The following is a 24,051-nucleotide window of genomic DNA, read 5'->3' as shown; positions in this document are numbered from 1 at the left end:
CGCCATCGTCACACCCCAGAAACCTCATGCCCTCTGCTTTCTATCCCAGCGGCCCGGCCACAGCAATTTTTCGAAGTGCCCACAATTTTAATTGATAATTGCCCATCGTTGACCAATAATTCCCCACCTTGGGAGGGAAGCCACATGCTGCGCACCATCACAATCGGAAATTACGTGTCCATACAGGGGCACTTCGTCTGCAACCTGCCGGACGGACGCACCGTCATCCGCGTGGGTGACCGCGAATTTACCGGCAGGCCCGTCATGGCACGGGCCGCCTGACCGGCCGACAAAACCTGAGCACCGAACAAAAAAGGGGACGGCCAACGCCGCCCCCTGGAATATTGTTGCTTCGATCAGGCCCGGTTCACGCCAGCGTGCGGGTGATCTCTTCGCGCTCGAAAATCTCGATCACGTCATCGGGGCGCACATCGTCGTAGCTTTCGAACGCCATACCACATTCCTGACCCGACTGCACTTCGGCAACCTCGTCCTTGAACCGCTTGAGCGTTTTCAAAGTGCCCTCGTGGATCACGACATCGTCGCGCAGCAGGCGCACACCGGCGGACCGGCGCGCGATGCCTTCGGTCACCAGACACCCGGCAACCTTGCCGACGCCCGTCACCTTGAAGACCTCTTTGATCTTGGCATAGCCGATGAACTTCTCGCGGATTTCCGCAGACAGCAGACCGCTTGCAGCGGCTTTCACGTCATCCACAAGGTCATAGATCACGCTGTAATAGCGCAGTTCGACACCCTTCTGGTTGGCACTGCTGCGCGCCGGCGCGTTGGCCCGCACGTTGAAGCCCAGGATCGGCGCGCCGGATGCCTCGGCCAGACCCACATCGGATTCGGTGATCGCACCAACCCCCGAATGCAGGACGCGCACGCGCACCTCGTCGTTGCCGATCTTTTCCATCGCCTGAACAATGGCTTCGGCCGACCCCTGCACATCCGCTTTGACCACGATGGGCAATTCGGTGACGCTCTTGTCTTCCTTGGCCTTGGCCAGCAACTGATCCAGCGTGGTCGCGGCACCGGCAGCGGCGCGTTTGTCCTTGGCGGCCTGCTCGCGGTATTCCGCGATCTCGCGCGCCTGCGCCTCGGTTTCCACCACGTTCAGAACGTCACCCGCTTCGGGCGTGCCGTTCAGGCCCAACACCTCGACCGGCACAGAGGGTCCAGCTTCGTCAACGCGCTCACCCTTGTCGTTGATCAGCGCGCGCACCTTGCCCCACTGCTCGCCTACGACAAAGATGTCACCGCGGCGCAGCGTGCCCTTTTGCACCAGCACCGTGGCGACGGGCCCGCGGCCCACGTCCAGCTTGGCCTCGATCACCGCACCTTCGGCGGCGCGGTTGGGGTTGGCCTTGAGTTCAAGGATCTCGGCCTGCAACGCGATCGATTCCAGCAGCTCCTCAAGGCCCTGACCCGTGATGGCCGACACCTCGACATCCTGCACATCGCCCGACATCGCCTCGACGACGACCTCGTGCTGCAGCAGTTCGGCGCGCACCTTGTCAGGGTTCGCATCGTGCTTGTCGCATTTGTTGATCGCCACGATCATCGGCACCTGCGCCGCCTTGGCGTGGTTGATCGCCTCGATCGTCTGCGGCATCACCGAATCATCCGCCGCCACGACCAGCACCACGATGTCGGTGACATGCGCACCGCGCGACCGCATCGAGGTAAAGGCCGCGTGGCCCGGCGTATCCAGGAAGGACAGAACCGATCCGCCCGCCGTCGTGACCTGATAGGCCCCGATATGCTGGGTGATCCCACCGGCCTCGCCCGCGGTCACCTTGGCGTCGCGGATCGCATCCAGCAGGCTGGTCTTGCCGTGGTCGACATGGCCCATGATCGTGATCACCGGCGGACGCGTCTGCAGCTCCTCGGGCTTGTCATCGACAGAGGTGATGACCTGCTCGACATCGGCATCCGACACGCGCACGACGCGGTGGCCGAACTCTTCGATCACCAGCTCCGCAGTATCGGCGTCGATTGCCTGATTCTGCGTGACCATCATGCCCATCTTCATCAGTTCCTTGACCACGTCGGCCGAGCGTTCGGCCATACGGTTGGCCAGTTCGCTGACGACGATGGTTTCGGGCAACTGAACGTCGCGCACGACCTTTTCACGTTCCTGCGCGCCGCCCATGGCCTTCTGGCGCATGCGCTCTTGCTTGCGCTTCATAGCGGCCATGGATTTCTGACGGCCACCTTCGCCCGAAAGCGCCTGGTTCAGCGTCAGTTTTCCCGACCGGCGGCTGTCGTCCCGCGTGCGCGTCGTGCGCCCGCGATCTTCGCGCTCGCGCTCGGCCTTGCGCGGGGCCGCACTGGGCTTGGACCTTGCGGCATCGTCCACAGGCGCGCTCGCCTTGATCTCGGCGGGCGGCGGCGCTGCGGCGGCGGTCTTGGCGGCGGCGGCTTCGGCACGGGCGCGGTCTTCTTCCTCGGCTTTCGCCTTGGCGCGCTCTTCGGCCTCGCGCTGCTCGCGCTCTTTCTCTTCCTGCTCGGCACGGCGGCGGTCACGCTCTTCGGTGCGGGCCTTTTCCTCGGCCTCGCGCTTGGCCTGATCGTTGGCCTCCTGCGCCTTGGCATGCTGCAACGCCTTCAGGCGACGCTCCATCTCGGCGTCGGTAATCCCGGCAGGCCGCTTGGCGGGGTCAGACCCGGGCCGCTGGCCGCTGCCAGACGCCGCGGGTTTCGATGCCGCAGCCGTCTTGGGCACGACGACGCGCTTGCGCTTGGTCTCCACCACGACGTTCTTGGTGCGGCCATGGCTAAAGCTCTGCTTCACATTCCCCGAGCGGGGACCGCCACCACGTACACCCAAGGTCTTCTTTCCGTCGTTGTCGCTCATATGCGTCTTTTATCCTTTCCGGCAGAGTCCCCGCCGTCTGTCAGGCGCAGACCCTTCAGTCTTGCGGCCTCATCTACAACACGCGATGCCAAACCGCCAGCGGCAAGCGCAACGTGTATAACGTTTTGTCGGCCAAAGGCCAATCCCAGCTCATCCGCGGTCAGCCAGCCGATATAGCTTCCGCCATAGGGCGTGGACAGCTTCGATTTCCCGCGGCCCGAGCCGTCGGTGGCCTGCACCAGCACCTCGGCCTCGTCCTTCGACAGCCAGTCCTTGACCTTTTCATACCCGGCCACGGCGCCGCCGCCCTTGCGCGCGAGACTGATCAGATCAACCACCCGCCGCGCCAGCATAGCCTCGACCGTGGCGGACAGATCGTCGGGTGCCCGCACCTGCATCCTGGCGGCGCGCGAAAACAGACCCTTCTTGACCGCCTTGTCAATGGCGGCACTATCCGCGCTGACCCAGATACCGCGTCCGGGCAGCTTTTCCGCCAGGTCGGCCACGATATCCCCGTCAGGCGACACCACAAACCGGATCAACCCGGCCTTGGGGGCGACGTCGCCGGTCACGATGCATTTCCGCTCCGGTCCGTCGCCCTGTTGTTTTTCTGCGCCACCGCGTGTCATGCCTGCGCTTCCGGACCCTGCGCTCAGGCTCCGGCCTCCTCGGTTTCATCTTCGGCGTCGCCATCATCGTCCGGGGCGCCTTCGATATCCGCGATGTCAACCCAGCCCAGCGCGAGGCGCGCCGACATGACCAGCGCCTGCGCCTCTTCCAAGGATACCTCAAAAGGCTCCAGCAGGCCATCGTCCTTGTGACGCTCGCCATTCACCGTGGTCCAGCCGCCGGCCAGCTCCCAGTCGGCGCAGGTGGCGAAATCTTCCAGCGTCTTGATGCCGTCCTCGGCCAGCGCCGCCAACATCTGGGGTGTCAGCCCGTCAAATTCAACCAGGCTGTCCTCGACCCCCAGTTCGCGCGCCTTGGCCAGCGCGGTGCGGGCCTGCTCTTCCAGAACGTCGGTGGCACGGGCCTGCAATTCGTTGGCCGTGTCCTGATCGACGCCGTCGATCACCAGCAGTTCGTCGACCTCGACATAGGCGACCTCTTCAAGGTTGGTGAACCCTTCGGCCACCAGCAACTGGGCAAAGAACTCGTCCAGGTCCAGCGTGTCCATGAACAGCTTGGTGCGCACCTCGAATTCCTTCTGGCGGCGCTCGGATTCCTCGGCCTCGGTCATGATGTCGATGTCCAGCCCGGTCAGCTGCGATGCAAGCCGCACGTTCTGACCCCGGCGACCGATCGCCAGCGAAAGCTGCTCGTCCGGCACCACGACCTCGATGCGCTCGGCATCCTCGTCCAGAACCACCTTGGACACTTCGGCAGGCTGCAACGCGTTGACAAGGAAGGTCGGCATATCCTCGTTCCACGGGATGATGTCGATCTTTTCACCCTGAAGCTCGTTCACAACGGCCTGCACCCGGCTGCCGCGCATACCCACGCAGGCGCCCACCGGGTCGATCGAGTTGTCATAGGACACGACGCCGATCTTGGCGCGGCTGCCCGGGTCGCGGGCCACGGCCTTGATCTCGATGATGCCGTCATAGATTTCCGGCACTTCCATCTTGAACAGCTCGGCCATGAACTCGGGCGCGGTGCGGCTCAGGAAAATCTGCGGGCCACGGGCTTCGCGGCGCACGTCCTTGATGTAGCAGCGGATGCGGTCGCCATTGCGATAGGCCTCGCGCCCGATCTTTTCGTTGCGGCGCAGAATCGCCTCGCCCCGGCCCACATCGACGATGATGTTGCCGTATTCCTCGCGCTTGACGACACCGTTGATGATGGTGCCCTGACGATCCTTGAACTCCTCGTACTGGCGGTCACGCTCGGCCTCGCGCACCTTTTGCAGGATCACCTGCTTGGCGCTTTGTGCCGCGATCCGGCCCATTTCCACCGGCGGCACCTCTTCGACATAGGTGTCGCCCACCTTGGGCTCGGCCATGTACTGTTTCGCCTGCTCGACCGTCAGCTCTGCCTGATAGTTCTCAAGCTCTTCATCCTCGACCACGGTGCGCACGCGGGTAAAGGTGGCGCGCCCGGTCTTGCGGTCGATGCTGACCCGGATGTCCATTTCGCTGCCGTAACGGCTTTTGGCGGCGCGCGACAGGCTCTCTTCCATCGCCTCGACGACCAGACCGGGGTCGATCATCTTTTCGCGGGCCACGGCCTCGGCGGTTTGCAAAAGCTCAAGCTGGTTTGCAGAAGTGATGGCCATGTTTTCAGTCCTCCTGGGAACCGTCTTCGGTTTCAATATCGTCAAACGCGGTTTCGTTCAGAACGCCCGCATCCTTGCGCGCCTTCAGCATCTCGCGGATCAGCTCATCCGTCAGGATCAGCTTGGCATCGGCCAGCCAGTCGAACTGCAGGCCAATCGTGCCCTCGGTCACGTTGATCAGCACTTCGTCCCCCTCGACCCCGGCCAGCACACCGCGAAAGCGGCGGCGCCCGTCGATCGTCTCGTCGGTTTCCAGCTTGGCCTCGTAGCCCTCGTAAGCCTCGAAATCCTTGAGCCGCGTCAGCGGCCGGTCGATGCCGGGGCTGGAGACTTCGAGGATGTACTGATCGACGATCGGGTCCTCGACATCCAGAACCGCACTGACCGCCGCCGAAATCTCGCCGCACTCGTCCACCTCGATCCCGCCGGCCGGACGTTCGGCCATGATCTGAAGCGTGTGGGTCTTGCCCCCCATCAGCCGCACGCGCACCAGTTCGAACCCCATGTCCTCGATGACGGGGGTGATGATCTCGGCAATGCGCCGGTCAATGGCGGTTTTGGCGATCAGGTCGCTCATGCAGGCTCCGGTGGGTCAGCTACGATTGGGTCAGGCACAAAAAAACGGGCGCGCGGCCCGTCACAAGATCCGGTGGGCACCGGGTTTGGACCCCAGCGCGCCGCTGTTGATGTGGGATATAGGCGCTCAGGCCCGAGTCTGCAAGCGGATTCCCCGGGCACCGTAGGGTGGGTGCAACCCACCGCCCCGATATGCATGGGTTGTGCATGGCTTGCGCATGCTATTCACACCGCCTTTTCGGCCCCGGCCAGCCCGTCCATGATCCGCACCAGTTGCGAGCTGATGCCCGGCTCGCTCAGCGCATGGCCCGCGTTGCGCACCATGTGCAACTCCGCCTCGGGCCAGTTCTGCGCCAGCCCCCAGGCCGAATGCGGCGGGCAGATCATGTCGTACCGCCCTTGCACGATATCACCGGGAATATGAGAGATTTTCCCAATGTCACCAAGGATTTGGCCGTCGCGCTCCAGGAACGCCTTGTTGGTGAAGTAATGGTTCTCCAACCGTGCAAAGGCCCGTGCATAATCCCCCGGCGATTCGCCGGACTGCCCGTTCGTGCCCATCGACGCCAGCGCGTTTTCCCATGATGACCATGTCCGCCCGAACTTGATTTCGGTCGGCAAATCCCCGGAAAACAGGCGCTTGTGATAGGCCGCAATCAGATCGCCGCGTTCATCTTCCGGTATCGGATCGACAAACCGCGCCCAGACCTCGGGCCAGAATTTGCCCGCGCCCCCGCCATAGAACCAGTCCAGCTCAGACTGCGTGGCCAGAAACACCCCCCGCAGGATCAGGTGCCGCACCGCATCCGGATGCGCCTGCGCATAGACAAGTGCTAGCGTCGCACCCCATGACCCGCCGAACACCATCCATCTGTCGATGCCCAGCGTCGCGCGTATCGTCTCGATGTCGCGCACCAGATGCCATGTGGTGTTGGCCGTCACGCTGGCATGGGGCCGCGACCGTCCACAGCCGCGCTGATCGAACAGGATGGCGCGATAGACGTCAGGATCAAAGAACCGCCGCATCACCGGGCTGCACCCGCCCCCCGGACCCCCATGCAGCACGACAACCGGAATGCCATCGGGGTTGCCCGACTGCTCGACATACAGCGTGTGGCCGTCACCCACCTGCAACATCCGTTGATCGAACGGATCACGCGAGGGATACAGATGCCGCACCGCGCTGTTTTGACCTGCGTATTTATCCATGAGCGCCTATATAGGTTGTAACCACCAAAAGAGCATATGGAGAGCCGAATGCAAACCGCCCAAACGACAGTGGACCCCGGCGAAGTGGCAAAATTCGAGGCGATGGCCGCCGAATGGTGGGACCCGAAGGGAAAGTTCAAGCCGCTGCACATGCTCAATCCCTGCCGTCTGGACTACATCACGCAACAGATCGCGGGCGAATACGGTCGCGACCTGACCGCCGACAAACCCTTTGCCGGGCTGCGCCTGCTGGACATCGGCTGTGGCGGCGGGTTGCTGTCGGAACCGATGGCACGGCTGGGGGCCGAGGTCGTGGGTGCCGATGCGGCACCCCGCAACATCCCCGTGGCGCAGGTCCATGCCGACCAATCCGGACTGACGATCGATTACCGCCACACCACTGCCGAGGACATGGCCGCCGCCGGCGAGCAGTTCAACGTGGTGCTGAACATGGAGGTGGTCGAGCACGTGGCCGATCCGCTGGCCTATCTGACTGCCTGCCAGCAGTTGTTGAAACCCCGCGGGCTGATGATCTGCTCGACCATCAACCGCAACGCCAAGAGCTTCGCAATGGCCATTGTCGGCGCGGAATACGTGATGCGCTGGCTGCCCAAGGGCACGCATGAGTGGCAGAAATTCATCACCCCGGACGAATTGTATGACCTGATCCGCAAGGCTGGCCTGACCCCGGTGGATCGCAAGGGGTTCGTGTTCAACCCGGTCACCTGGGGCTGGTCGCTGTCATCCCGCGACCTGAGCGTGAACTATGTGACCGCCAGCACCAAACCGGCGTGATCCGAATGAGCGCGCCAGAGCGCGCACTGAGGGAGCATCGCAGCCGCGATGCGGAATGAGGGGGCGTTGCCCCCTCAAACTCCCCCAGAGTTTATCTGGCAAGATGAAGGGGTTACCCGTCGTCTTCCAGTTTCAGGCGCAACTCGCGCAGGATCGGCAGGATGGCGCGCAGCTTGTCCTCGCCCAGCTCATCCGCAAGATCGGTGATCATTGGCGAGATCGAGGCGATAGCGGCATCTCGCGCGCGGCGCCCCGCGGGGCTGATCGCGATCATCTTGCGGCGGGCATCGTCCCAGTCTGGGCGGATGTGGATATAGCCCGCCCATTCCAGCTTGCTGAGCGTGTTGGTCATCGCACCACGGGTGACGTGAAACGACTTGGCCAGTTGCGCCGGGCTGCGCTCGCCGCCCGCGCGGGCCAGATGGTTGAGCACCGAGAAGTGCGAGATTTCCATGCCCTTGGGCAGCACCCGTGACAGCCGGTTGCGCACCAGTTGATCCGCGGTCAACAGTTCGGAAAACAGCGCGATGGCCAGCGGATTGGTCGTGTCAGACATCCGGCCCACCGAACTGGCGATCATGGTTCAGCGAAGGCACGCGGGCGCGCGCATCGGCGACCTGCGCAAAGTCCAGATCGACGGTGTAGACGCCAGGCTTGGTGCCTGCGTCCAGCAGGACCTCGCCCCAGGGGGCCACCACCATGCTGTGCCCATGCGTGCGGCGCGGCGTGCCGTGGCGCGTGGGATGCGTGCCTGTCTGCGCCGGAGCCAGGATGAAACAGCCGGTCTCGATCGCGCGGGCCCGCAGAAGGGGCTCCCAGTGGGCAGCGCCTGTCACGGGCGAGAACGCGGCGGGCACGGTCAGAATCTGCGCCCCGGCCTGTGCCAGCATGCGGTAGAGATGCGGAAAGCGGATGTCGTAGCAGATCGTCAGACCCAGCGTGGCGAAATCGGTCTGTGCCACCACCGCGCGGTCGCCGGGGCGAAAGCGCTTGCTTTCGCGGTAGGTTTCGCTTTCCGAAACCTGCACGTCGAACATGTGGATCTTGTCATAGCGCGCGGCGATCCGGCCATCGGGTGCAATCAGGAACGAACGGTTCGCAAACCGCCCGTCCGCATCATCGGTTTTCAACGCCAGCGAGCCTATCAGCAGCCATATGCCCGCGTCCGCTGCCGCCCTTTGCAGGGCTGGCAGGGTCGGGTCGTCGCTTTCAGACCGTAGCACCGCGCGCTGATGATCGCCGTCGGGCGACAGGCAGTTCGTCACCTCGGGCGTGAGCACAAGGCGCGCGCCCTGATCCACGGCCTGCCGCACCATCCCCAGAACCTGGGTCAGGTTGTCCTGCGGGTCGTCGCCCGAGGTCAGTTGCAGCAGCGCCGCGCGCATCGCCCTAGCGCCCGGTCAGCAACGGATCGAGCTTGCCCGCGCGATCCAGTTCGTAAAGCTCGTCACAGCCGCCGACATGGGTGTCGCCGATGAAAATCTGCGGCACGGTGCGGCCACCGCTGGCGCGGGCGATCATCTCGGGCTTGCGATCCGGATTGGCCAGAACGTCGATTTCGGCAAAGCTGATGCCCTTTTGCGCCAGCAACCGCTTGGCGGCGTGGCAGAAACCGCAAAGCGGCGACGTATAGATTTCAACAGGTTGCATGGATATCCCCCAAGATTGGTTCATGTGTGTTTACGGGGATTTAGGGCCGCTTGGCAACGCGTGCCAGTACGATCACGCAAACCTGTGATGCGCCGGCGGTGTGGCAGGCATCGGCGCAGGCCGCCAGCGTGGCGCCCGATGTCATCACGTCATCGACCAGCAGGACCGGGCGATTCGCGATCAGATTGGTGCGTTTGGGATGGGCGGTGATGGCCTCGGACAGTGTGGCGAATCGTTGATCGCGGGATTTGCCATCCAGGCTTTCGGTCTTGCGGGCGCGGCGCAGCAGGTCGGGGCAGCACGCCAGCCCGGTCTGGCGCGCCAGCGCCTGCGCCAGCAGGGCCGACTGGTTGAAGCGCCGCCGCAGGAACCGCGACCAATGCAGCGGCACGGGGGCGACGATCGTCCCCGGTTTCAGCAGATCGCGGGCGGCCTGCGCCATCCAGCGGGCGGCGGGCTGCGCGATCTCGTGCCGGTCGCCGTGCTTCAGCGCCAGAACCAGCCGCCGCCCGTTGCCGTCATAGACCAGCGCGGCGCGGCCATGATCCCAGGGGCGGGCGATTTTCAGGCAGTCGTCGCAATGGGCAACCTCGCCCGGGTCGCCGCCGGGCAGGGGCGCGCCGCACAGGTCGCAGGATACGCCTCCGATAAAGGGCGTATCGCGCCAACACGGGCCGCATAGGCCGAAATCGCTGTCCACCATTTCGCCGCAACTCAGGCAGCGCGGGGGATAGACCATGCGGATCAGCGTTTGAAGTGCCATCGCCTTGCCCCTATATCGCCAACTCATGACAGACGCGCCCCGCCTGACCGACCGCACCGCCCTGACCCGCAACCGTGCGCGTGCACTGGCGCGGGGTCCGGAGATGTTTCTGCATCGGGCCGCCGCTGACGAGCTTCAGGATCGGCTGGCAATGGTTAAAAGGACGTTTACCAAACCTGCCATCGTGACGGGCTTTCCCGATTTCTGGCGCAACCTGTGGCCAGATGCGCGCATCGTGCCTGATGACGAGGTTCTGGCGCTGGACGAGGGCGCGCATGATCTGGTGATGCACGCCATGGCGCTGCATTGGGCGAACGACCCGGTGGGGCAGGTGATTCAATGTCGCAGGGCGCTGCGGCCCGACGGTCTTTTCCTGTCTGTTGCCTTTGGCGGGCAGACCCTGGCGAACCTGCGCACGGCGCTGGCCGAGGCCGAGGCCCAGGTGACCGGCGGGCTGTCGCCGCGCGTGGTGCCGATGGCCGAAATCCGCGATATGGGGGCGCTGCTGCAACGCGCCGGGCTGGCCCTGCCGGTTGCGGATTCCGTGCCGCTGCGCGTGTCGTACGCGGATACGCTGGCCCTGATGCGTGACCTGCGCGCCATGGGTGAAAATAATGCGCAAGTTGCGCGTCTGCGCCACCTTGCGCGGCGCGACATGCTGCTGCGGGCGGCCGCGGTCCATGCCGAGCTGGCACGCGACGGAACCGGGCGTATCACCGAGCTGTTCGAACTGGTCGTTCTGACTGGCTGGGCCCCCGATGACAGCCAGCCGAAACCGTTGCGCCCGGGCTCGGCTCAGACCCGGCTGGCGCAGGCTCTGGGAACCACGGAAACGCCGCTTGGCGATTGACGCGCCGCAAATAACCCTTATGTCCCCGAACAACCCATGCAATTTCACGCATAGAAGAAAAAGAACACGAGGTCCGGAATGCTGGATGCGACATCGACGGCCACGCGCCCTGTACACGCCGCGGCGGATCATCCCGCCATACCCAAGGAAAAGATCGGCATCCTGCTGGCCAACCTGGGCACGCCGGACAATTACGACTACTGGTCGATGCGGCGCTATCTGAATGAGTTTCTGTCGGATCGCCGCGTGATCGATTATTCGCCGTGGCTGTGGCAGCCGCTTTTGCAACTGGTGATCCTGACCAAGCGCCCCTTTACCAGCGGCGCGGCCTACAAGAGCATCTGGAACGAAGAGCAGAGCGAAAGCCCGCTGATGACGATCACCAAGGATCAGACCGCAGCGATCACCGAAGCCATGAAAGGCAAGTATGGCGACAAGGTGATGGTGGATTTCTGCATGCGCTACGGCAATCCCTCGACCAAGTCCAAGGTGCGCAAGATGGTCGAGGCCGGATGTCGCCGCATCCTGTTCGTACCGCTGTATCCGCAGCAGGCCGGGGCCACGTCCGCCACCGCGAATGACGAATTTTTCCGCGCGCTGATGGACGAGAAATGGCAACCGGCCGTGCGCACCATCCCGGCCTATTTCGACCATCCCAAGTATATCGAGGCGCTGGCGAAATCGGTCGAAACGGCCTATGCGCAGCTTGAAACCAAGCCCGACATGCTGGTGTGTTCGTACCACGGCATGCCCAAGAGGTACCTGCTTGAAGGCGATCCCTACCACTGCCAGTGCCAGAAGAACACGCGCCTGCTGAAAGAGCGGCTGGGCTGGGACGACACCCAAATCTGTACCACCTTCCAGTCGGTATTCGGGTCCGAGGAATGGCTGCGCCCCTACACGGTCGAGCATGTCGCCCATCTGGCCGAATCCGGCAAGAAGAACATCGCCGTGATCGCACCGGCCTTTGCCAGCGACTGTATCGAAACGCTGGAAGAGATCAACGAAGAGATCAAGGAAAGCTTTGAAGAAGCAGGCGGCGAGCGCTTCACCTATATTCCCTGCCTGAACGATCAGCCCGCCCATATCGAGGCGCTGTGCGACATGATCGAAACGGAAATGCAGGGCTGGCTGGTGCCTGCGTAACCTCTTGATATCCGGACAAAAAAAGCGCGGATGGGCCAAGGCCACATCCGCGCAGTCACGGGGAGAAAGAGGTAAACAAAACGCGTCAGGACGAACGCGGAACTCGTAAAAATCGAACTATCAGGACGCCGTGGCCAGATACATTTCGGCCACCTGCCGGGCGCTGACAAACTTGACGTTCTGCGCGATCTTGACGCTGCCGAAGGTCGCCGGGATCAGATGCAGCTCGACCTCGACACGGTCAGCAAACGGATCCGCCCGCAGATCGATGAACGTGTCCAGCTCGCCATGGGCAACAAGGTCTTCGAACACCAGGGCATCGTTGCAGAACACCTGCACCAGCATCCGGCCCGTCACCTCAAGCTGCAGATAAATCTGACCATGATCGGCCTGCAACCGGCTGGTCGTCGTGCGCAGCGTGCCACCTTCGGATTCATACTTGATGGTGCGCCCATAGGCCCGGCGGACCCAGCCTACCGGCTCGACCGGCAGCCATTTGCCTTGTCTCAGGTTCGTGATCATGTTCAGACCTCCTCGCTCAGGTCGGACGGGCCGACGCGATCCACCACGCAGATCATCCATTTCAGAATTTCCCTATCGTCCTCACCGATGTCGGACCGGGCCTGTAACGCCCGCGCCTGATGTCTCATCTCCGGCCACTGCCGGTAAAATTCGATCAGATCGGTGATTTTTCTGTCATTCAATGTCGCCAGCATCGGTTTGACCTTTTGTTTTTGCTGTGTGACCCCAGCCTAGTTGACGCTGGGGAATGACGGGCGTGAATAAACTGTGAAGCGCTTGGTAAGCACGAGATTGCAAGGTAACGTTTCCGCAGGGTAAGGAGTGGTAACGTGGCGGCTAGGCTGGAAATTTCCCTGTTCGGAACCTGCGTCGTCCGCATCGCGGGCGACGAGCCGCAGGAAATTCGCGGGGCCAAACATCGGGCACTTTTCGCCATTCTGGCCACCGCGCAACTGGGACGGCGCACCCGCACCTACCTGCAACAGACGCTGTGGGGCGACACCTCCTATGACGCCGGGCATCAGAATCTGCGCCGCGCCCTGTCTGACCTGCGCAGCATCCTGGGCGATGACTTTCCGACCCTGTTTCACGTCACCAACAGTGATATCGAACTGGATCTTGAGCATGTGACCTATCTGGGCGGGCCCGGCGATGGTGCCTTTCTGGAAGACCTGAACATCCGCGAAAGGACGTTTGTCGACTGGGTCCAGACGGTTCGCGCGAACCCGTCGCAGGTCGCCGCGCTGTTTCGGGCCGCACCCAAGGCGCAATCAGGCCGCCCCCGCCCGCGCATGACGGCACTGCCTTTGAAGGTGATGGGCCACGACCCCAACCTGCGCGTTCTGGCCGACTGGGTCGCGGAAGAGGCCTGCCGCTCGCTGTCGCGGTCCAACCTGCTGACGGTGATTTCACACCTCAGCAGCCGAGCAATGGCGCAACGCAGCTTCAGCATTGATGACGTGCGCGAAACTCTGAACGTGGATTACCTGATCGCGGGCACCCTGCGGCGGGTCGGCGCCGAACTGGTGGCCGATTTCGATTTCGTCGATGCGCGCACCGGCTCGATCCTGTGGAACCGGCACATCGCCTGCCCCGAAAGCACATTCTCCGAACAGTTGCAGGGCAGGCTGGCCAACGTGATTCAGGCGATCGGGCGCACCATCGCCGAAGTGGCGATTTCCTATGTGCGCGACCGCCCCCTGCCCCAGATCGAGGATCACAACCTGCTGATCGCGGGCGTATCGCTGATGCACAAGCGGCAGATGCGCGATTTCCTGAAATCCCGCGAATTGCTGACCGAGGCCGCAAATCGGGCCCCGAACGCAGCAGATATTCACGCGTGGATCGGCAAATGGTACGTCCTGAGCGTGTTCAACGGCTGGACCGTGGATGCCGCGGATGACACCCAAAAGGCGCTGGACAACACCGCCCGCGCGCTGGACATCGACCCCGAGTCCAGCTTTGGCCTGACCATCGACGGGTTTGCCCACAACAACCTGCTGCAAGACATGTCGGTGGCCGAAGAGCGGTACAACATGGCGCTCGAGGTGAACCCGAACGAAAGCCTGTCTTGGCTTCTGCGCGGCACGCTCATGGCGTTTCAGGATGACGGCAAGGCCGCCGTGCGCGGGATCGAGACCGCGCGCAACCTGTCGCCCATCGACCCGTTCGGCTATTTCTATGACAGTCTGGCCAGTTCCGCCTATGTCGCCGCCGAGGATTACGAAAAGGCGCTGGAATTTGCCGACCGGTCACTGACGATGAACGACAGGCACCTGTCCACCTTGCGTGTGCGCACCACCGCCCTGCATTTTCTGGGCCGGACGGACGAGGCGCGCGTCACGGCACAAGAACTTATGCGCCGGCAGCCGGATTTCAGCCTTGAATTTTATCGCCGCACGCATCCGTCGGCGAAACATCATGTAGGTCAGCGCGTGATCGAGGCGCTGACCGCAGCAGGCGTGACTTGACACACAGGGAGATTTGAAAATGTCACAATATGGCGGATTGGGCGGCCTTGGCGGATTGGGGGGGCTGGGTGGTTTGGGGGGCCTTGGCGGGCTCGGAGGTCTGGGTGGCCTCGGAGGTCTGGGCGGCCTTGGAGGTTTGAGGGGCTTGGGTGGCCTTGGCGGGTTGGGGGCCTCGGGCGCCTATGACGGGACCACCACCGTCGGCTTGCAAACCACGGCCGAAGGGCTGGCCCACCTGCTGGGCCATGATCCGGCCCCGGCCGCCGATCTGATGGATTTCGACAGCACCAACAACCTGCCCCGCTGGGCGGACTGGGTGCGCGGTTCGCTCTACCTGACCGAGTTCGTCAAGGGGCTGGACTGGGATGCGAACGCCGCCTCGGAAACCGTGAAAATCCGCATGGACGGCGCGCCGATGGTCACGCTGGCCCGCCCGGCAGACACTATTCTGGCCAAACAGGCTGCAATCGTGCGCGATTATGCCGATCTGCGCGCCGATCGCACGGTCGAGATCACCTCGCAGCTTGGCTTTCCCACCGCGTATTTCGCGATGATCCTGGGCCTGCATACCGCGCAGCACAAAAAGACGCTGGAACTGCTGGCCGTGACGCAGGTTGTTGCCGCGCATACCGCGATGATCGCCAAGTATCCGCTGGCGGTGCGGCGGCCCGATCAGATCGACGGGCGTATCCTGCCGATGATCGCCACGCCCGGGCACGGGGCCTTTCCCAGCGCCCACGCGACCGAGGCCTATGCCGCCATGACCGTGCTGGGCCACGTGGTCGAGCAGTGGGGATCGATGAAGGATCAGGCCACACGCATCGCCTTGCTGCGGGGACTGGCCGAGCGGATCGCGGTCAATCGCACCGTTGCCGGTGTGCATTACCCGATCGACAGTTGGGCCGGGGCCGCCATCGGCATCGCCGTGGGCCGGGCGATCCTGCGCCGCTGTGGCCAGAAGATCGAAACGCCTTCGCTGTCCTATGTTGCAGAACATACCGATTTCACCGATTACGCGCTGGTCAATGATCCTGCGAACCATGGCCTGACCACCGGTGCCGACTGTGCGGTCAACACCAGCCCGATCTTTGCATGGCTGTGGGACGAGGTCATGAAGGAACGCCAAGGCATGGCGGCGGGGGCCTGAGCCATGTATCACCCCCGCCCCGAGGATCAGCGGATCGACCGCTACACAGGCCCTTACGAGCGCTGGATCACCTCGCCGGAACTTGGCCAACCCTTTGCCTTTCCGCCCGATCTGGACCCTAAGGGCGGATATTTCACCGCGCTTCTGGAAGGGTATGGCGACTGCCTGCCTGACCCGGCGGGCATGGCCGCCCGGCTGCCCCCGATCTGGGCACCGGGGGATGTGGCGCATCGGATCCTGCCTTTTGCCTTTCAGCACCTGATCGGCGACGAGGCAGACCCGCAGATGGATTGCAAGGTTGCGGCACTGCTGTCTGATCTGGAAAACACCCGCTTTCGGGTGAATTTCCCCATCCGCCCCGATGCCTGGGTCGAGGATTACGCCCCCGATGATGCAATGCACGGATGGACCCCCCCGGCCACCCGGCCCAAGGCCATCGTTGCCGTGATCGACGATGGCATCCCCTTTGCCGGCGGCGCGTTTCTGGACGCGCATGGCAGGACGCGGATCAGTCACTGCTGGCTGCAATCGGCACCGGCCTCGCCGCGCGACAGCGTGCCCTTTGGCCGCCAGATCGTGAACGGCGATATAGACGCCCTGCGCGCGAAGGCCGGTGGAAACGAAGCGCAGGCCTATCGCCAGTCCGGCACGCTGCTGCCCGGCCTGTCCGGGCGTGGCGGGTTGATGCGGCGCGCCGCCTCCCACGGCGCGCAGGTGATGGGGCTGGCGGCGGGCAACGGCCCGGGCATACAGGCCGACACGATCGGCGATGAGGTGCAGATCATCGCGGTCGAACTGCCCAATACGATTTCATGGGAAACCTCGGGCTTTGGCAAGGAAACCTACCTGCTGGCCGGGCTGCACTATGTCTTTGACCGTGCGCGGCGGATTGCGGCGCAAACAGGCTCTGAGACGGCGGAACTGCCGCTGTTCATCAATCTGTCCTATGGCTGGAACGCGGGGCGGCACGATGCCGGTTCGGCGCTGGATGATGCGATTTCGCATATGGTGACCGCACGGCGCGCGATCCAGCCGCTGACCCATGTCTTGATGCCCACCGGCAACGAGTTTGACGCGGACCTGCATGCCCATATCGACGAGCAGCGCCTGAGGAACGGGGCCTGCCGTCTGGGCTGGCAGGTGCCGCCCGATGACAAGACATGCAGCTATCTGGAGATCTGGTTTCCGCCCGGCATGGACCCGTCGCAATACCAGATCGACCTGATCCCGCCCCATGGGCACCTCAGCAGTCGGGGCGAACTGCTGATGACCCCCGATCCCGCGCTGACCGGCGGCGACCCCCGCCGCTTTGTCGAGATCGAGATGGCAGGCCGCAACATCGGCCAGATGTCCGCCGATCTGGACCGTGGCACGCGATGGCGGGCGATGATCGCCCTGCTTCCCACCTGTCACAAACCGGGGCAGGACCGCGCCGCCCCCGCCGGTCGCTGGACGCTGGACATCAGCCGCACGGCGCAGGCCAATCCGCTGCCCGCCGGTCAGGCGATCAAACTGTGGGTGCAGCGTGACGATGACCCGGTGCGGATGGGCACGGGCGGGCAGCAAAGCTATCTGGTGGATCTTGAACCGCCGCCGCGGCCCGATGAACGGGCGGTCTATGACGGGCGGCTGGATCTGATCCGGGGCTATGGCGGGCTGAGCGCGATTGCGACCGCCCCCTGCGTCACCCGGGTTGCCGGATACGAGGCGCTGACCGGCTATCCAGCGCGCTATTCCGGGGCCAGCCCGATCAGCGCCACCGCCGCAGAGGCCCCGTTGATCGAGGCCAGCGCCCCGAGCGACCGCAGCAGGCTGCGCGCGGGCGTGCGTGGCATCGGGGTGCTGTCAGGCACGCGCGCCACTCTGGCAGGCACCAGCGCGGCCTGCCCGCAGGTCACCCGCGCCCTGGTGCTGAACGCGGTTGCCGGGCGCGATATCTGGGAGGGGTTCATTGACCGCCCGGCACATCTGAACAATGCGCGGGCCGAGCCACAGACCCAGATCGCCAGGGCGCAACACCATGCCCGGCTGGGGGCAAAACTGCTGCCTGCCACCGCGATACGGCTTTGACCGCATAGCGATAGACAAAAGAAAAGGCGGTGGAAAACTCCACCGCCTTCTTTTGGTACCTGCGTGTTTCGAACTTAGCTCGAAGCAGCCACGGCCAGAACGGCCAGCAGCAGCAGGGGGATGGCAATGCCACCAGCCGACGAACCGGCTGTTTCTTCCACGATGACCGGAGCTTCGATCACGGGATCTGCCATGCTGCCGGCATAGGCGGTGGTTGCGGCGACCGACAGAGCAGCGGCCAGAGCGAGTTTCTTCATACTATCCTCCAGATATTTGCTGTCGCTCGCGATTAAGCGTCGACAAGCACCCAAGACTTACCTCGTGGCTTTTGATAAACCAGCAAAAACCCGCTTTGGCAAACGCAGTTTTGCTTTCACCACACCGGTTTGGCCCCGATGTCGTCAAATTAGCAACACCTGAGTGCCCACCTTGGACATCGCGAAAAGCTCGGCAATATGCTCGTTATACAGGCCGATGCAGCCGTTCGACGAGCGGCGCCCGATCTTGCGCGTGTCATGGGTGCCATGGATGCGATAATAGGTCCAGGACAGGTACAGCGCATGTGTGCCCAGCGGATTGTCCGGCCCCGGCGGAACAAAATCGGGCCACTCAGGGTTACGCTGTTTCATGGCCGGGGTTGGTCGCCAGCTTGGGCCTTCGACCTTTTGGGTCACGCTGGTGCGGCCACGGCGGGTCAGATCCTCGGTCAGGGGCACGGAAGAAGGGTAAAGCTTGTATGTCACACCATCGTCAGACCAATAGTGCAGCGCGCGGCTGTCGATATCGACAAGAATCGCCCCGTTGTTCAGGTTGGAAAAATACGGTCGCCAGTCCAAAGTCCGGAAACTCGAGATGTTGCGGCGTACCGATTGGGTGATGTCGCGCTCTACCTCGACGGTTTCGGCGGAATTCACATCGCTGCTTTGCGCCAGGGCGGGCGTGGCCAGCATGGCAGTGCCGGTGGCAAGAAACGCCCGCCGGTTCATGGTCTTGAGCGAAAATTTGGTCATAATCGTCTCCGCAAAGAAGTTATGTAACTGTACACATTATAATATGGCGTGAAAGCCGCAGTCGCAAATCAAACAGGCGTCAATCGGCCAACTCACGGCGAAGTGGGTTTGAAAGCCTGCTCTGGCCGGGATAAGTCAGGAAAAACAGAAAAAGAACAGTGGATAGACCCATGCGCATCGCAGCCCTACTGGTTTCCCTTTCCCTCGCCCTTGCGGCCTGTGCCCCGGCCCCGCCCACATTGGGCCCGGATGGCAAGCCTTTGCCGCGGGCTTACCGAATCGGTCCGGGCGACACGTCACGCATCCAGTTCCGTATGCTTGACTCGGTCAATGCCTTGCGCCGCGCCGCCGGTGTGGCCGAGGTCGAGTTGAATGCGCAGCTGACCGCAGCAGCAGCGACGCATGCGCGCGACATGTCCGTGCAGAACCGCCCCTGGCATTTCGGGTCGGACGGGTCGTCACCGATCGACCGGGTGCGCCGCGCGGGATATTCCGGCACGCTGATCGGCGAAAACATCTCGGAAACCTACGAAACCGAGCTTGAGACGCTGGGCGCCTGGATGGAGCAGCCCGACACCCGTCGCGTCATCGTATCCCCCGATGCGACCACCCTTGGGTTTTCCTGGCATCAGGAAAGCAACGGCAAGATCTGGTGGACCCTGGTGATGGGCGGACGGGGCGAATCCATTCTGACCGCCTCGGCCAACTGAACCTGCGACACTGCAAGTCCGAAACCGACACCCCGGCGCAAGGTGAACGCCACGCTTACGGCGTGATCGTTATCGGCGTGCCATCGCGCACCATCGCATAGATATCTTCCATCTCGCGGTTGGTCACGGCGATGCAACCGGCCGTCCAGTCGCGGCGGTTCGGTCGGCCGATATTGGGTCGCCCGTGAATGAAGATATCACCCCCCGGTTTGAGGCCCGCCTCGTGCGCGAATGCACGATCTACCGGATTTGGATAGTTGATCCCGATGGACAGGTGAAACGCGCTGTTGGGATTGCGCCGGTCGATCAGGTAGGTGCCTTCGGGGGTGCGTCCATCGCCTTCGAACTGCTTGTGACCGTCCGGGGCGAAACCCAGATCGATGTCATAGACCTTCAGCGCCTTTTCATGATGCAGCAGATACATCTTGCGCGCGCCCTTCTGGACGACGACATGCGTCACCTCGGGGCCGTTGTATGTGCGAAACTTGCTGGCACAGCCTGACAATGCCAACAGAGCGGCCAGAACGGCCAGTAAACGAATGATCACCTGAAAGTCCTGCCGTGTTTTGATTTTTGCCATCAATACATCAGGCACCTGCCATCGGGCCAGCGTTTTTCGATCACATCTTGGCGCGGTCCTGCCCGGCCTCCTTTTCGGAAAGGCGCGCCTCGATTGCTGACAGACGTTCCAGCACCTCGTCGCGATAGGCATCCGTACGCGCGTTCTCTTCTTCGTGGTGGGCATCCTGCATCGAATTGACCACCAGGCCCACCAGCAGGTTCACCACCGCAAAGGTCGTGACAAGGATGAACGGCAAGAAGAACATCCAGGCATAGGGAAACACCTCCATCACCGGCCGCACGATCCCCATCGACCAGCTTTCCAGCGTCATGATCTGGAACAGCGAATAGCCCGACCGACCAAGCGTGCCGAACCATTCAGGAAAGGTCGAGCCGAACAGCTTGGTCGCCATCACCGCGAAGATGTAAAAGATCAGGGCCATCAGCAGAAACACACTGCCCATGCCGGGCAGCGCGGTCAGCAACCCCTCGACCACGCGCCGCAGGCGCGGGGCCACCGACACGACCCGCAGCACACGCAGGATGCGCAGCGCCCGCAGCACCGACAGACCCTGCCCGGTCGGCACCAGCGATATGCCGACGATCACGAAATCGAACAGGTTCCACCCCGACGAAAAGAACCGTCGCCCGTGGGCGATCAGCTTGAGAATGATCTCGGCCACGAACACCGCAAGGCACAGCCTGTCCAGCAGCACGATCAGCGGTCCGGCCCGCTCCATCACCACATCCGAGGTTTCCAGCCCAAGGATCACCGCGTTGAACACGATCACAGCGATGATCACGTTGCTCACGTATGGCCGAGCCAGCCAGTTGGCGATCTTTTCGCGCATTTTCAGGCTTGTCCCCCAAGGTTAAGCGTTCCGGTCAGATATGAGGGATGTGCAATCGCGCCACAAGTTCCACATGCGGCGACCAGCGGAATTGATCCACCACCTGCACCCAATCCAGGCACCAGCCCGCATCGACCAGCACCCGCGCATCCCGGGCGAAAGTCACCGGGTTGCACGACACAAGGGCAATCACCGGGATCTTGCTGCGCGCCAGTTCGGCCACCTGCGCCTGTGCCCCGGCGCGCGGCGGGTCGATCACCGCCGCTTCGAACCGGGTCAGATCCTGCGCCATCAACGGATTGCGCAACAGATCGCGGGTCTGCGTTGTAACCCGTTTCAGGCCCTGCGCCTGCCGCCAGCCCTTGTCCAGCGCGTCCAGCATCGCGGCGTCGCCTTCGACCGCTGTCACCTCGGCCCGTTCGGCCAGCGGAAGGGCAAAGGTGCCGCAACCGGCAAACAGGTCGATCGCCTGCGCCGCGTCTCCAACGATCTCGGTAACCGCCGCCATCAAGGCCGCCTGACCATGTTCCGTCGCTTGCAGGAACGCACCGGGGGGCGGCGTGACCTGCGCGCGGCCCATCGTCTGGACGGGTGGCAGGCGGGTCGCCACAACCTCGTCGTCCCACGCCAAACGGGCCAGTTTTGCCACCTCGGCCTCTTGCGCAAGTGCCACGCGCAACGGTCCGTTCAGCGGCTTGCCACCTGTCACGGCGATGTCCAGCCCATTGGCGCTGCGCGTCGCCATCACCGACAGTTCCGCCTTGCGGCTGGCACCGACGATGGCCAGCCGTTCCGCCACCGCCAGCGCGGACCGCAGATCGGGATGGATCACCTGGCAGTCAGGTATCTCGATGATCGTGCCCGAGGCGCGACCATGAAACCCGGCTGTCGCACCCTTTTTCGTGCGCCGCGCGGAAATCCCGGCGCGTCTGCGGCTGGCGGGCGGTGATGTCTGGATCGGGCGAAATGCCGCCTGCAACCCCTGCGCGTCCAACGCGGCGCGCACAACCTGCATCTTCCAGTCAGCCACGAAATCGTCGCCGGCATGTTGCAGCAGGCAGCCACCGCAGGATTTGAAATGCCGGCACGGCGGCGCGACACGATCGGGGGACGGCGTCAGGATGCGCACATCGCTCAGTCGCGCGCCATCGCGCACACCGCTGACTACCTCACCCGGCAGGGTCAGGGGGGCGAATACGGGGCCGGGGGCGATGCCGTCGCCCTGATGGCCCAGACGCTGAATTTCAAACTGTTCCATGCCGGGCCAGATACCGCGCCTGCCTTGCCGGGCAAAGCCCTATTCGGCGGCGTCGGTCAGCCCCATGAACCCGCCCGACTGCCGGTTCCAGTAGCGCGCATAAAGCCCGCCACGCGCCAACAGGTCGTCATGCGTGCCCTGCTCCACGATGCGACCCTCATCCAGCACGATGATGCGATCCATCTGCGCGATGGTCGACAGGCGGTGCGCGATGGCCAGCACGGTCTTGCCCTCCATCACCCGCTCCAGCGCTTCCTGGATCGCGGCCTCGACCTCGGAATCCAGCGCGCTTGTCGCCTCGTCCAGCACCAGGATCGGCGCGTCTTTCAGGATGGCACGGGCCAGCGCGATGCGCTGCCGCTGACCACCGGACAGCTTGACGCCCCGCTCGCCCAGATGCGCGTCATAGCCGCGCCGCCCGATGTGATCCTGCATGTCGGTGATGAAATCATGTGCCTCGGCCTTTTCCGCCGCCGCGATCAGGTCTTCCTCGGTCGCGTCGGGGCGGCCGTACAGGATGTTGTCGCGGGCCGCACGGTTGAACATGGCGGTTTCCTGCGTGACCATTCCGATGGCGCGGCGCAGGGATTGCTGCGTGACGCCCGAGATATCCTGCCCATCGATCAGGATGCGCCCCTGTTCTGGCTGATGCAGCCGCAACAGCAGCGACACCAGCGTGGATTTCCCGGCACCTGACGCCCCCACGATGGCCAGTTTCTCACCGGGCTTGACCGTCAGGTCGATGTCCGACACGCCGCCCACATCGCGGCCATAGGCGAAATCGACATGATCGAACCTGATCTCGCCCTGCGGCACCTGCAGCTCTTGCGCATCGCCCGCATCCTCCAGCCGGATGCGCGGTGTCAGGGTACGCATCCCGTCTTCGACCTCGCCCACGTTGGAATAGATCGTCATCAGCGTGAAACTGACCCAGCCGGTCATCTGCGCGATACGGATCGACACGGCACCCGCCGCCACGATATCACCGGCGCTGGCCGTGCCCGCCGACCAGTGCCACAGGGTCATCCCGATCAGCAGCACCGGCAGCGCCCCGGCCAGCGTCATCAGCGCCAGCCGAAACCCTGCGGCCAGCCGCCCGAACTTCAACGCGGTATCGCGAAACCCCTCCATCGCGCCAAGGGCGGCGCGATCCTCGTGATCGTCATGGGCAAACAGCTTGACCGTCTTGATATTGGTGATCGTGTCCACGATCTGCCCCGACACATGCGCGCGCGCCCCGGCACGTCGCCCGGCCCTTTCGCGCACCCGCGGGAGGAACCACCAGATCGTCAGGAAATAGAGACAAAGCCAGCCTGAAAAGGCCAACGCCACCCGCCCGTCGATCGCCAGAAGCAGCGCCACCGACCCGGCCAGTGACGCCAGCGCAAACGCCACGACGTTGATAAACTCGGCCACCACATCTGTGATCGCGCGCGCCGTCTGCATCTGTTTCTGCGCGATGCGCCCGGCGAAATCGTTGTCAAAGAACCGCACCGCCTGCCCCAGCGTCCAGCGATGCAGACGCGACAGGACCAGCGGGTTCACATTGGGCTGCACCAGCATCGCGTTGGCCGCTGAAGACAGGCCGAAGGCCACCGGACGCGCCAGCATGAAAAACACCACCGACCCCACCAGCAGGGCCATGTTCTGCCCGTCGAAATAGCTGTCAGGTCCGCTGGCCACGGCGCTGTCGATCACCAGACCCATGATCAGGGCAGTGCCCGCCTCCATCACGCCGGCCACGACGCTGGCGACAGTGGCCAGTATCAACACGGTCCACGATCCGCGCAGCGACCATGTCATGAACCGCCACAGGGTCTGGGGC

At 63.6% G+C, this 24,051-nt stretch carries 25 protein-coding genes; 8 read left to right on the top strand and 17 right to left on the bottom strand.

From position 1 onward, the window contains the following. The first annotated feature begins 144 nt into the window (after positions 1–144). On the top strand, positions 145–282 hold the full coding sequence (locus ACFTOW_RS19925) for a hypothetical protein (protein ID WP_379919054.1): 138 nt from the start codon (positions 145–147) through the stop codon (positions 280–282). A gap of 85 nt (positions 283–367) precedes the next feature. Here ACFTOW_RS19925 and infB read toward each other — a convergent pair whose 3' ends face one another. The 5 genes from infB to pip all read right to left on the bottom strand — a co-directional run bounded on the left by infB (position 368) and on the right by pip (position 6,923). Further along, positions 368–2,863, bottom strand: coding sequence for a translation initiation factor IF-2 (gene infB / locus ACFTOW_RS19920; RefSeq protein WP_379919053.1), 2,496 nt, complete (start codon positions 2,861–2,863; stop codon positions 368–370). After that, on the bottom strand, positions 2,860–3,492 hold the full coding sequence (locus ACFTOW_RS19915; RefSeq protein ID WP_379919052.1) for an RNA-binding protein: 633 nt from the start codon (positions 3,490–3,492) through the stop codon (positions 2,860–2,862). The genes infB and ACFTOW_RS19915 overlap by 4 nt, the downstream gene beginning before the upstream one ends. A gap of 23 nt (positions 3,493–3,515) precedes the next feature. Continuing rightward, entirely contained in the window at positions 3,516–5,138 is a 1,623-nt protein-coding gene (nusA, locus tag ACFTOW_RS19910) for a transcription termination factor NusA (protein WP_379919051.1), read from the bottom strand. A 4-nt stretch (positions 5,139–5,142) separates the two neighbouring features. After that, a complete protein-coding gene (gene rimP, locus ACFTOW_RS19905) occupies positions 5,143–5,715 on the bottom strand; it encodes a ribosome maturation factor RimP (protein ID WP_379919050.1) in 573 nt (190 codons plus the stop codon). A 224-nt stretch (positions 5,716–5,939) separates the two neighbouring features. Beyond that, positions 5,940–6,923, bottom strand: a complete 984-nt coding sequence (gene pip, locus ACFTOW_RS19900) for a prolyl aminopeptidase (protein WP_379919049.1) — start codon at positions 6,921–6,923, stop codon at positions 5,940–5,942. Between the two features lie 48 nt (positions 6,924–6,971). Between pip and ubiG the strand changes: the two genes are divergently transcribed. After that, entirely contained in the window at positions 6,972–7,718 is a 747-nt protein-coding gene (gene ubiG / locus ACFTOW_RS19895) for a bifunctional 2-polyprenyl-6-hydroxyphenol methylase/3-demethylubiquinol 3-O-methyltransferase UbiG (RefSeq protein ID WP_379919048.1), read from the top strand. A gap of 112 nt (positions 7,719–7,830) precedes the next feature. On the opposite strand, the gene ACFTOW_RS19890 is transcribed toward ubiG, so the two are convergent. Genes ACFTOW_RS19890 through ACFTOW_RS19875 form a run of 4 tightly spaced genes read right to left on the bottom strand, consistent with a single transcriptional unit; the run spans position 7,831 to position 10,131 of the window. Continuing rightward, a complete protein-coding gene (locus ACFTOW_RS19890; RefSeq protein WP_379919058.1) occupies positions 7,831–8,274 on the bottom strand; it encodes a MarR family winged helix-turn-helix transcriptional regulator in 444 nt (147 codons plus the stop codon). Beyond that, positions 8,267–9,103, bottom strand: coding sequence for a carbon-nitrogen hydrolase family protein (locus ACFTOW_RS19885; protein WP_379919047.1), 837 nt, complete (start codon positions 9,101–9,103; stop codon positions 8,267–8,269). The genes ACFTOW_RS19890 and ACFTOW_RS19885 overlap by 8 nt, the downstream gene beginning before the upstream one ends. 4 nt (positions 9,104–9,107) lie before the next feature. After that, positions 9,108–9,368: a glutaredoxin 3 gene (gene grxC / locus ACFTOW_RS19880; RefSeq protein ID WP_379919046.1), complete on the bottom strand. Its 261-nt coding sequence runs from the start codon at positions 9,366–9,368 to the stop codon at positions 9,108–9,110. Between the two features lie 40 nt (positions 9,369–9,408). Further along, complete coding sequence (locus ACFTOW_RS19875) at positions 9,409–10,131, bottom strand: double zinc ribbon domain-containing protein (protein ID WP_379919045.1); 723 nt, start codon at positions 10,129–10,131, stop codon at positions 9,409–9,411. Positions 10,132–10,156: 25 nt separating this feature from the next. Here ACFTOW_RS19875 and ACFTOW_RS19870 point away from each other — a divergent pair, with 25 nt between their 5' ends. After that, positions 10,157–10,981: a methyltransferase domain-containing protein gene (locus ACFTOW_RS19870; RefSeq protein WP_379919044.1), complete on the top strand. Its 825-nt coding sequence runs from the start codon at positions 10,157–10,159 to the stop codon at positions 10,979–10,981. A 78-nt stretch (positions 10,982–11,059) separates the two neighbouring features. After that, positions 11,060–12,127 (top strand): ferrochelatase, encoded by a 1,068-nt coding sequence (gene hemH, locus ACFTOW_RS19865; RefSeq protein ID WP_379919043.1) that lies wholly within the window; start codon positions 11,060–11,062, stop codon positions 12,125–12,127. A gap of 120 nt (positions 12,128–12,247) precedes the next feature. Here hemH and ACFTOW_RS19860 read toward each other — a convergent pair whose 3' ends face one another. Both ACFTOW_RS19860 and ACFTOW_RS19855 read right to left on the bottom strand, forming a co-directional pair. After that, entirely contained in the window at positions 12,248–12,649 is a 402-nt protein-coding gene (locus ACFTOW_RS19860; protein WP_379919042.1) for a hypothetical protein, read from the bottom strand. 2 nt (positions 12,650–12,651) lie between these two features. Then, entirely contained in the window at positions 12,652–12,843 is a 192-nt protein-coding gene (locus ACFTOW_RS19855; protein WP_379919041.1) for a hypothetical protein, read from the bottom strand. A gap of 135 nt (positions 12,844–12,978) precedes the next feature. Here ACFTOW_RS19855 and ACFTOW_RS19850 point away from each other — a divergent pair, with 135 nt between their 5' ends. Genes ACFTOW_RS19850 through ACFTOW_RS19840 form a run of 3 tightly spaced genes read left to right on the top strand, consistent with a single transcriptional unit; the run spans position 12,979 to position 17,836 of the window. Beyond that, a complete protein-coding gene (locus tag ACFTOW_RS19850) occupies positions 12,979–14,619 on the top strand; it encodes a hypothetical protein (protein ID WP_379919040.1) in 1,641 nt (546 codons plus the stop codon). Between the two features lie 19 nt (positions 14,620–14,638). Continuing rightward, entirely contained in the window at positions 14,639–15,766 is a 1,128-nt protein-coding gene (locus ACFTOW_RS19845; protein ID WP_379919039.1) for a phosphatase PAP2 family protein, read from the top strand. 3 nt (positions 15,767–15,769) lie between these two features. Beyond that, positions 15,770–17,836, top strand: coding sequence for a S8/S53 family peptidase (locus tag ACFTOW_RS19840; protein WP_379919037.1), 2,067 nt, complete (start codon positions 15,770–15,772; stop codon positions 17,834–17,836). A 74-nt stretch (positions 17,837–17,910) separates the two neighbouring features. Here ACFTOW_RS19840 and ACFTOW_RS19835 read toward each other — a convergent pair whose 3' ends face one another. Beyond that, on the bottom strand, positions 17,911–18,093 hold the full coding sequence (locus ACFTOW_RS19835) for a hypothetical protein (RefSeq protein ID WP_379919035.1): 183 nt from the start codon (positions 18,091–18,093) through the stop codon (positions 17,911–17,913). Between the two features lie 144 nt (positions 18,094–18,237). Beyond that, a complete protein-coding gene (locus ACFTOW_RS19830) occupies positions 18,238–18,846 on the bottom strand; it encodes a L,D-transpeptidase (RefSeq protein ID WP_379919033.1) in 609 nt (202 codons plus the stop codon). 170 nt (positions 18,847–19,016) lie between these two features. Between ACFTOW_RS19830 and dalA the strand changes: the two genes are divergently transcribed. After that, positions 19,017–19,556 carry a divisome-associated lipoprotein DalA gene (dalA, locus tag ACFTOW_RS19825; RefSeq protein WP_379919031.1) on the top strand — a complete coding sequence of 180 codons (540 nt, stop codon included), beginning with the start codon at positions 19,017–19,019 and terminating at the stop codon, positions 19,554–19,556. Between the two features lie 55 nt (positions 19,557–19,611). Here the strand turns inward: dalA and ACFTOW_RS19820 are convergent, their stop codons facing one another. The 4 genes from ACFTOW_RS19820 to ACFTOW_RS19805 are packed head-to-tail and all read right to left on the bottom strand — an operon-like array spanning position 19,612 to position 24,029. After that, on the bottom strand, positions 19,612–20,136 hold the full coding sequence (locus ACFTOW_RS19820; protein WP_379919029.1) for a L,D-transpeptidase family protein: 525 nt from the start codon (positions 20,134–20,136) through the stop codon (positions 19,612–19,614). A gap of 40 nt (positions 20,137–20,176) precedes the next feature. Beyond that, entirely contained in the window at positions 20,177–20,968 is a 792-nt protein-coding gene (locus tag ACFTOW_RS19815; protein ID WP_379919027.1) for an ion transporter, read from the bottom strand. 34 nt (positions 20,969–21,002) lie between these two features. Further along, positions 21,003–22,226, bottom strand: a complete 1,224-nt coding sequence (locus ACFTOW_RS19810) for a class I SAM-dependent RNA methyltransferase (protein ID WP_379919025.1) — start codon at positions 22,224–22,226, stop codon at positions 21,003–21,005. Positions 22,227–22,265: 39 nt separating this feature from the next. Then, positions 22,266–24,029 carry an ABC transporter ATP-binding protein gene (locus ACFTOW_RS19805; RefSeq protein ID WP_379919057.1) on the bottom strand — a complete coding sequence of 588 codons (1,764 nt, stop codon included), beginning with the start codon at positions 24,027–24,029 and terminating at the stop codon, positions 22,266–22,268. Between the last annotated feature and the right edge of the window lie 22 nt (positions 24,030–24,051).

The organism is Lacimonas salitolerans (assembly GCF_042677865.1).
GTDB classification, from domain to species: Bacteria; Pseudomonadota; Alphaproteobacteria; order Rhodobacterales; family Rhodobacteraceae; genus Lutimaribacter; species Lutimaribacter salitolerans.
Note: the sequence above shows the minus strand (reverse complement) of the source record. Positions and strands in the feature narration are given on the sequence as shown.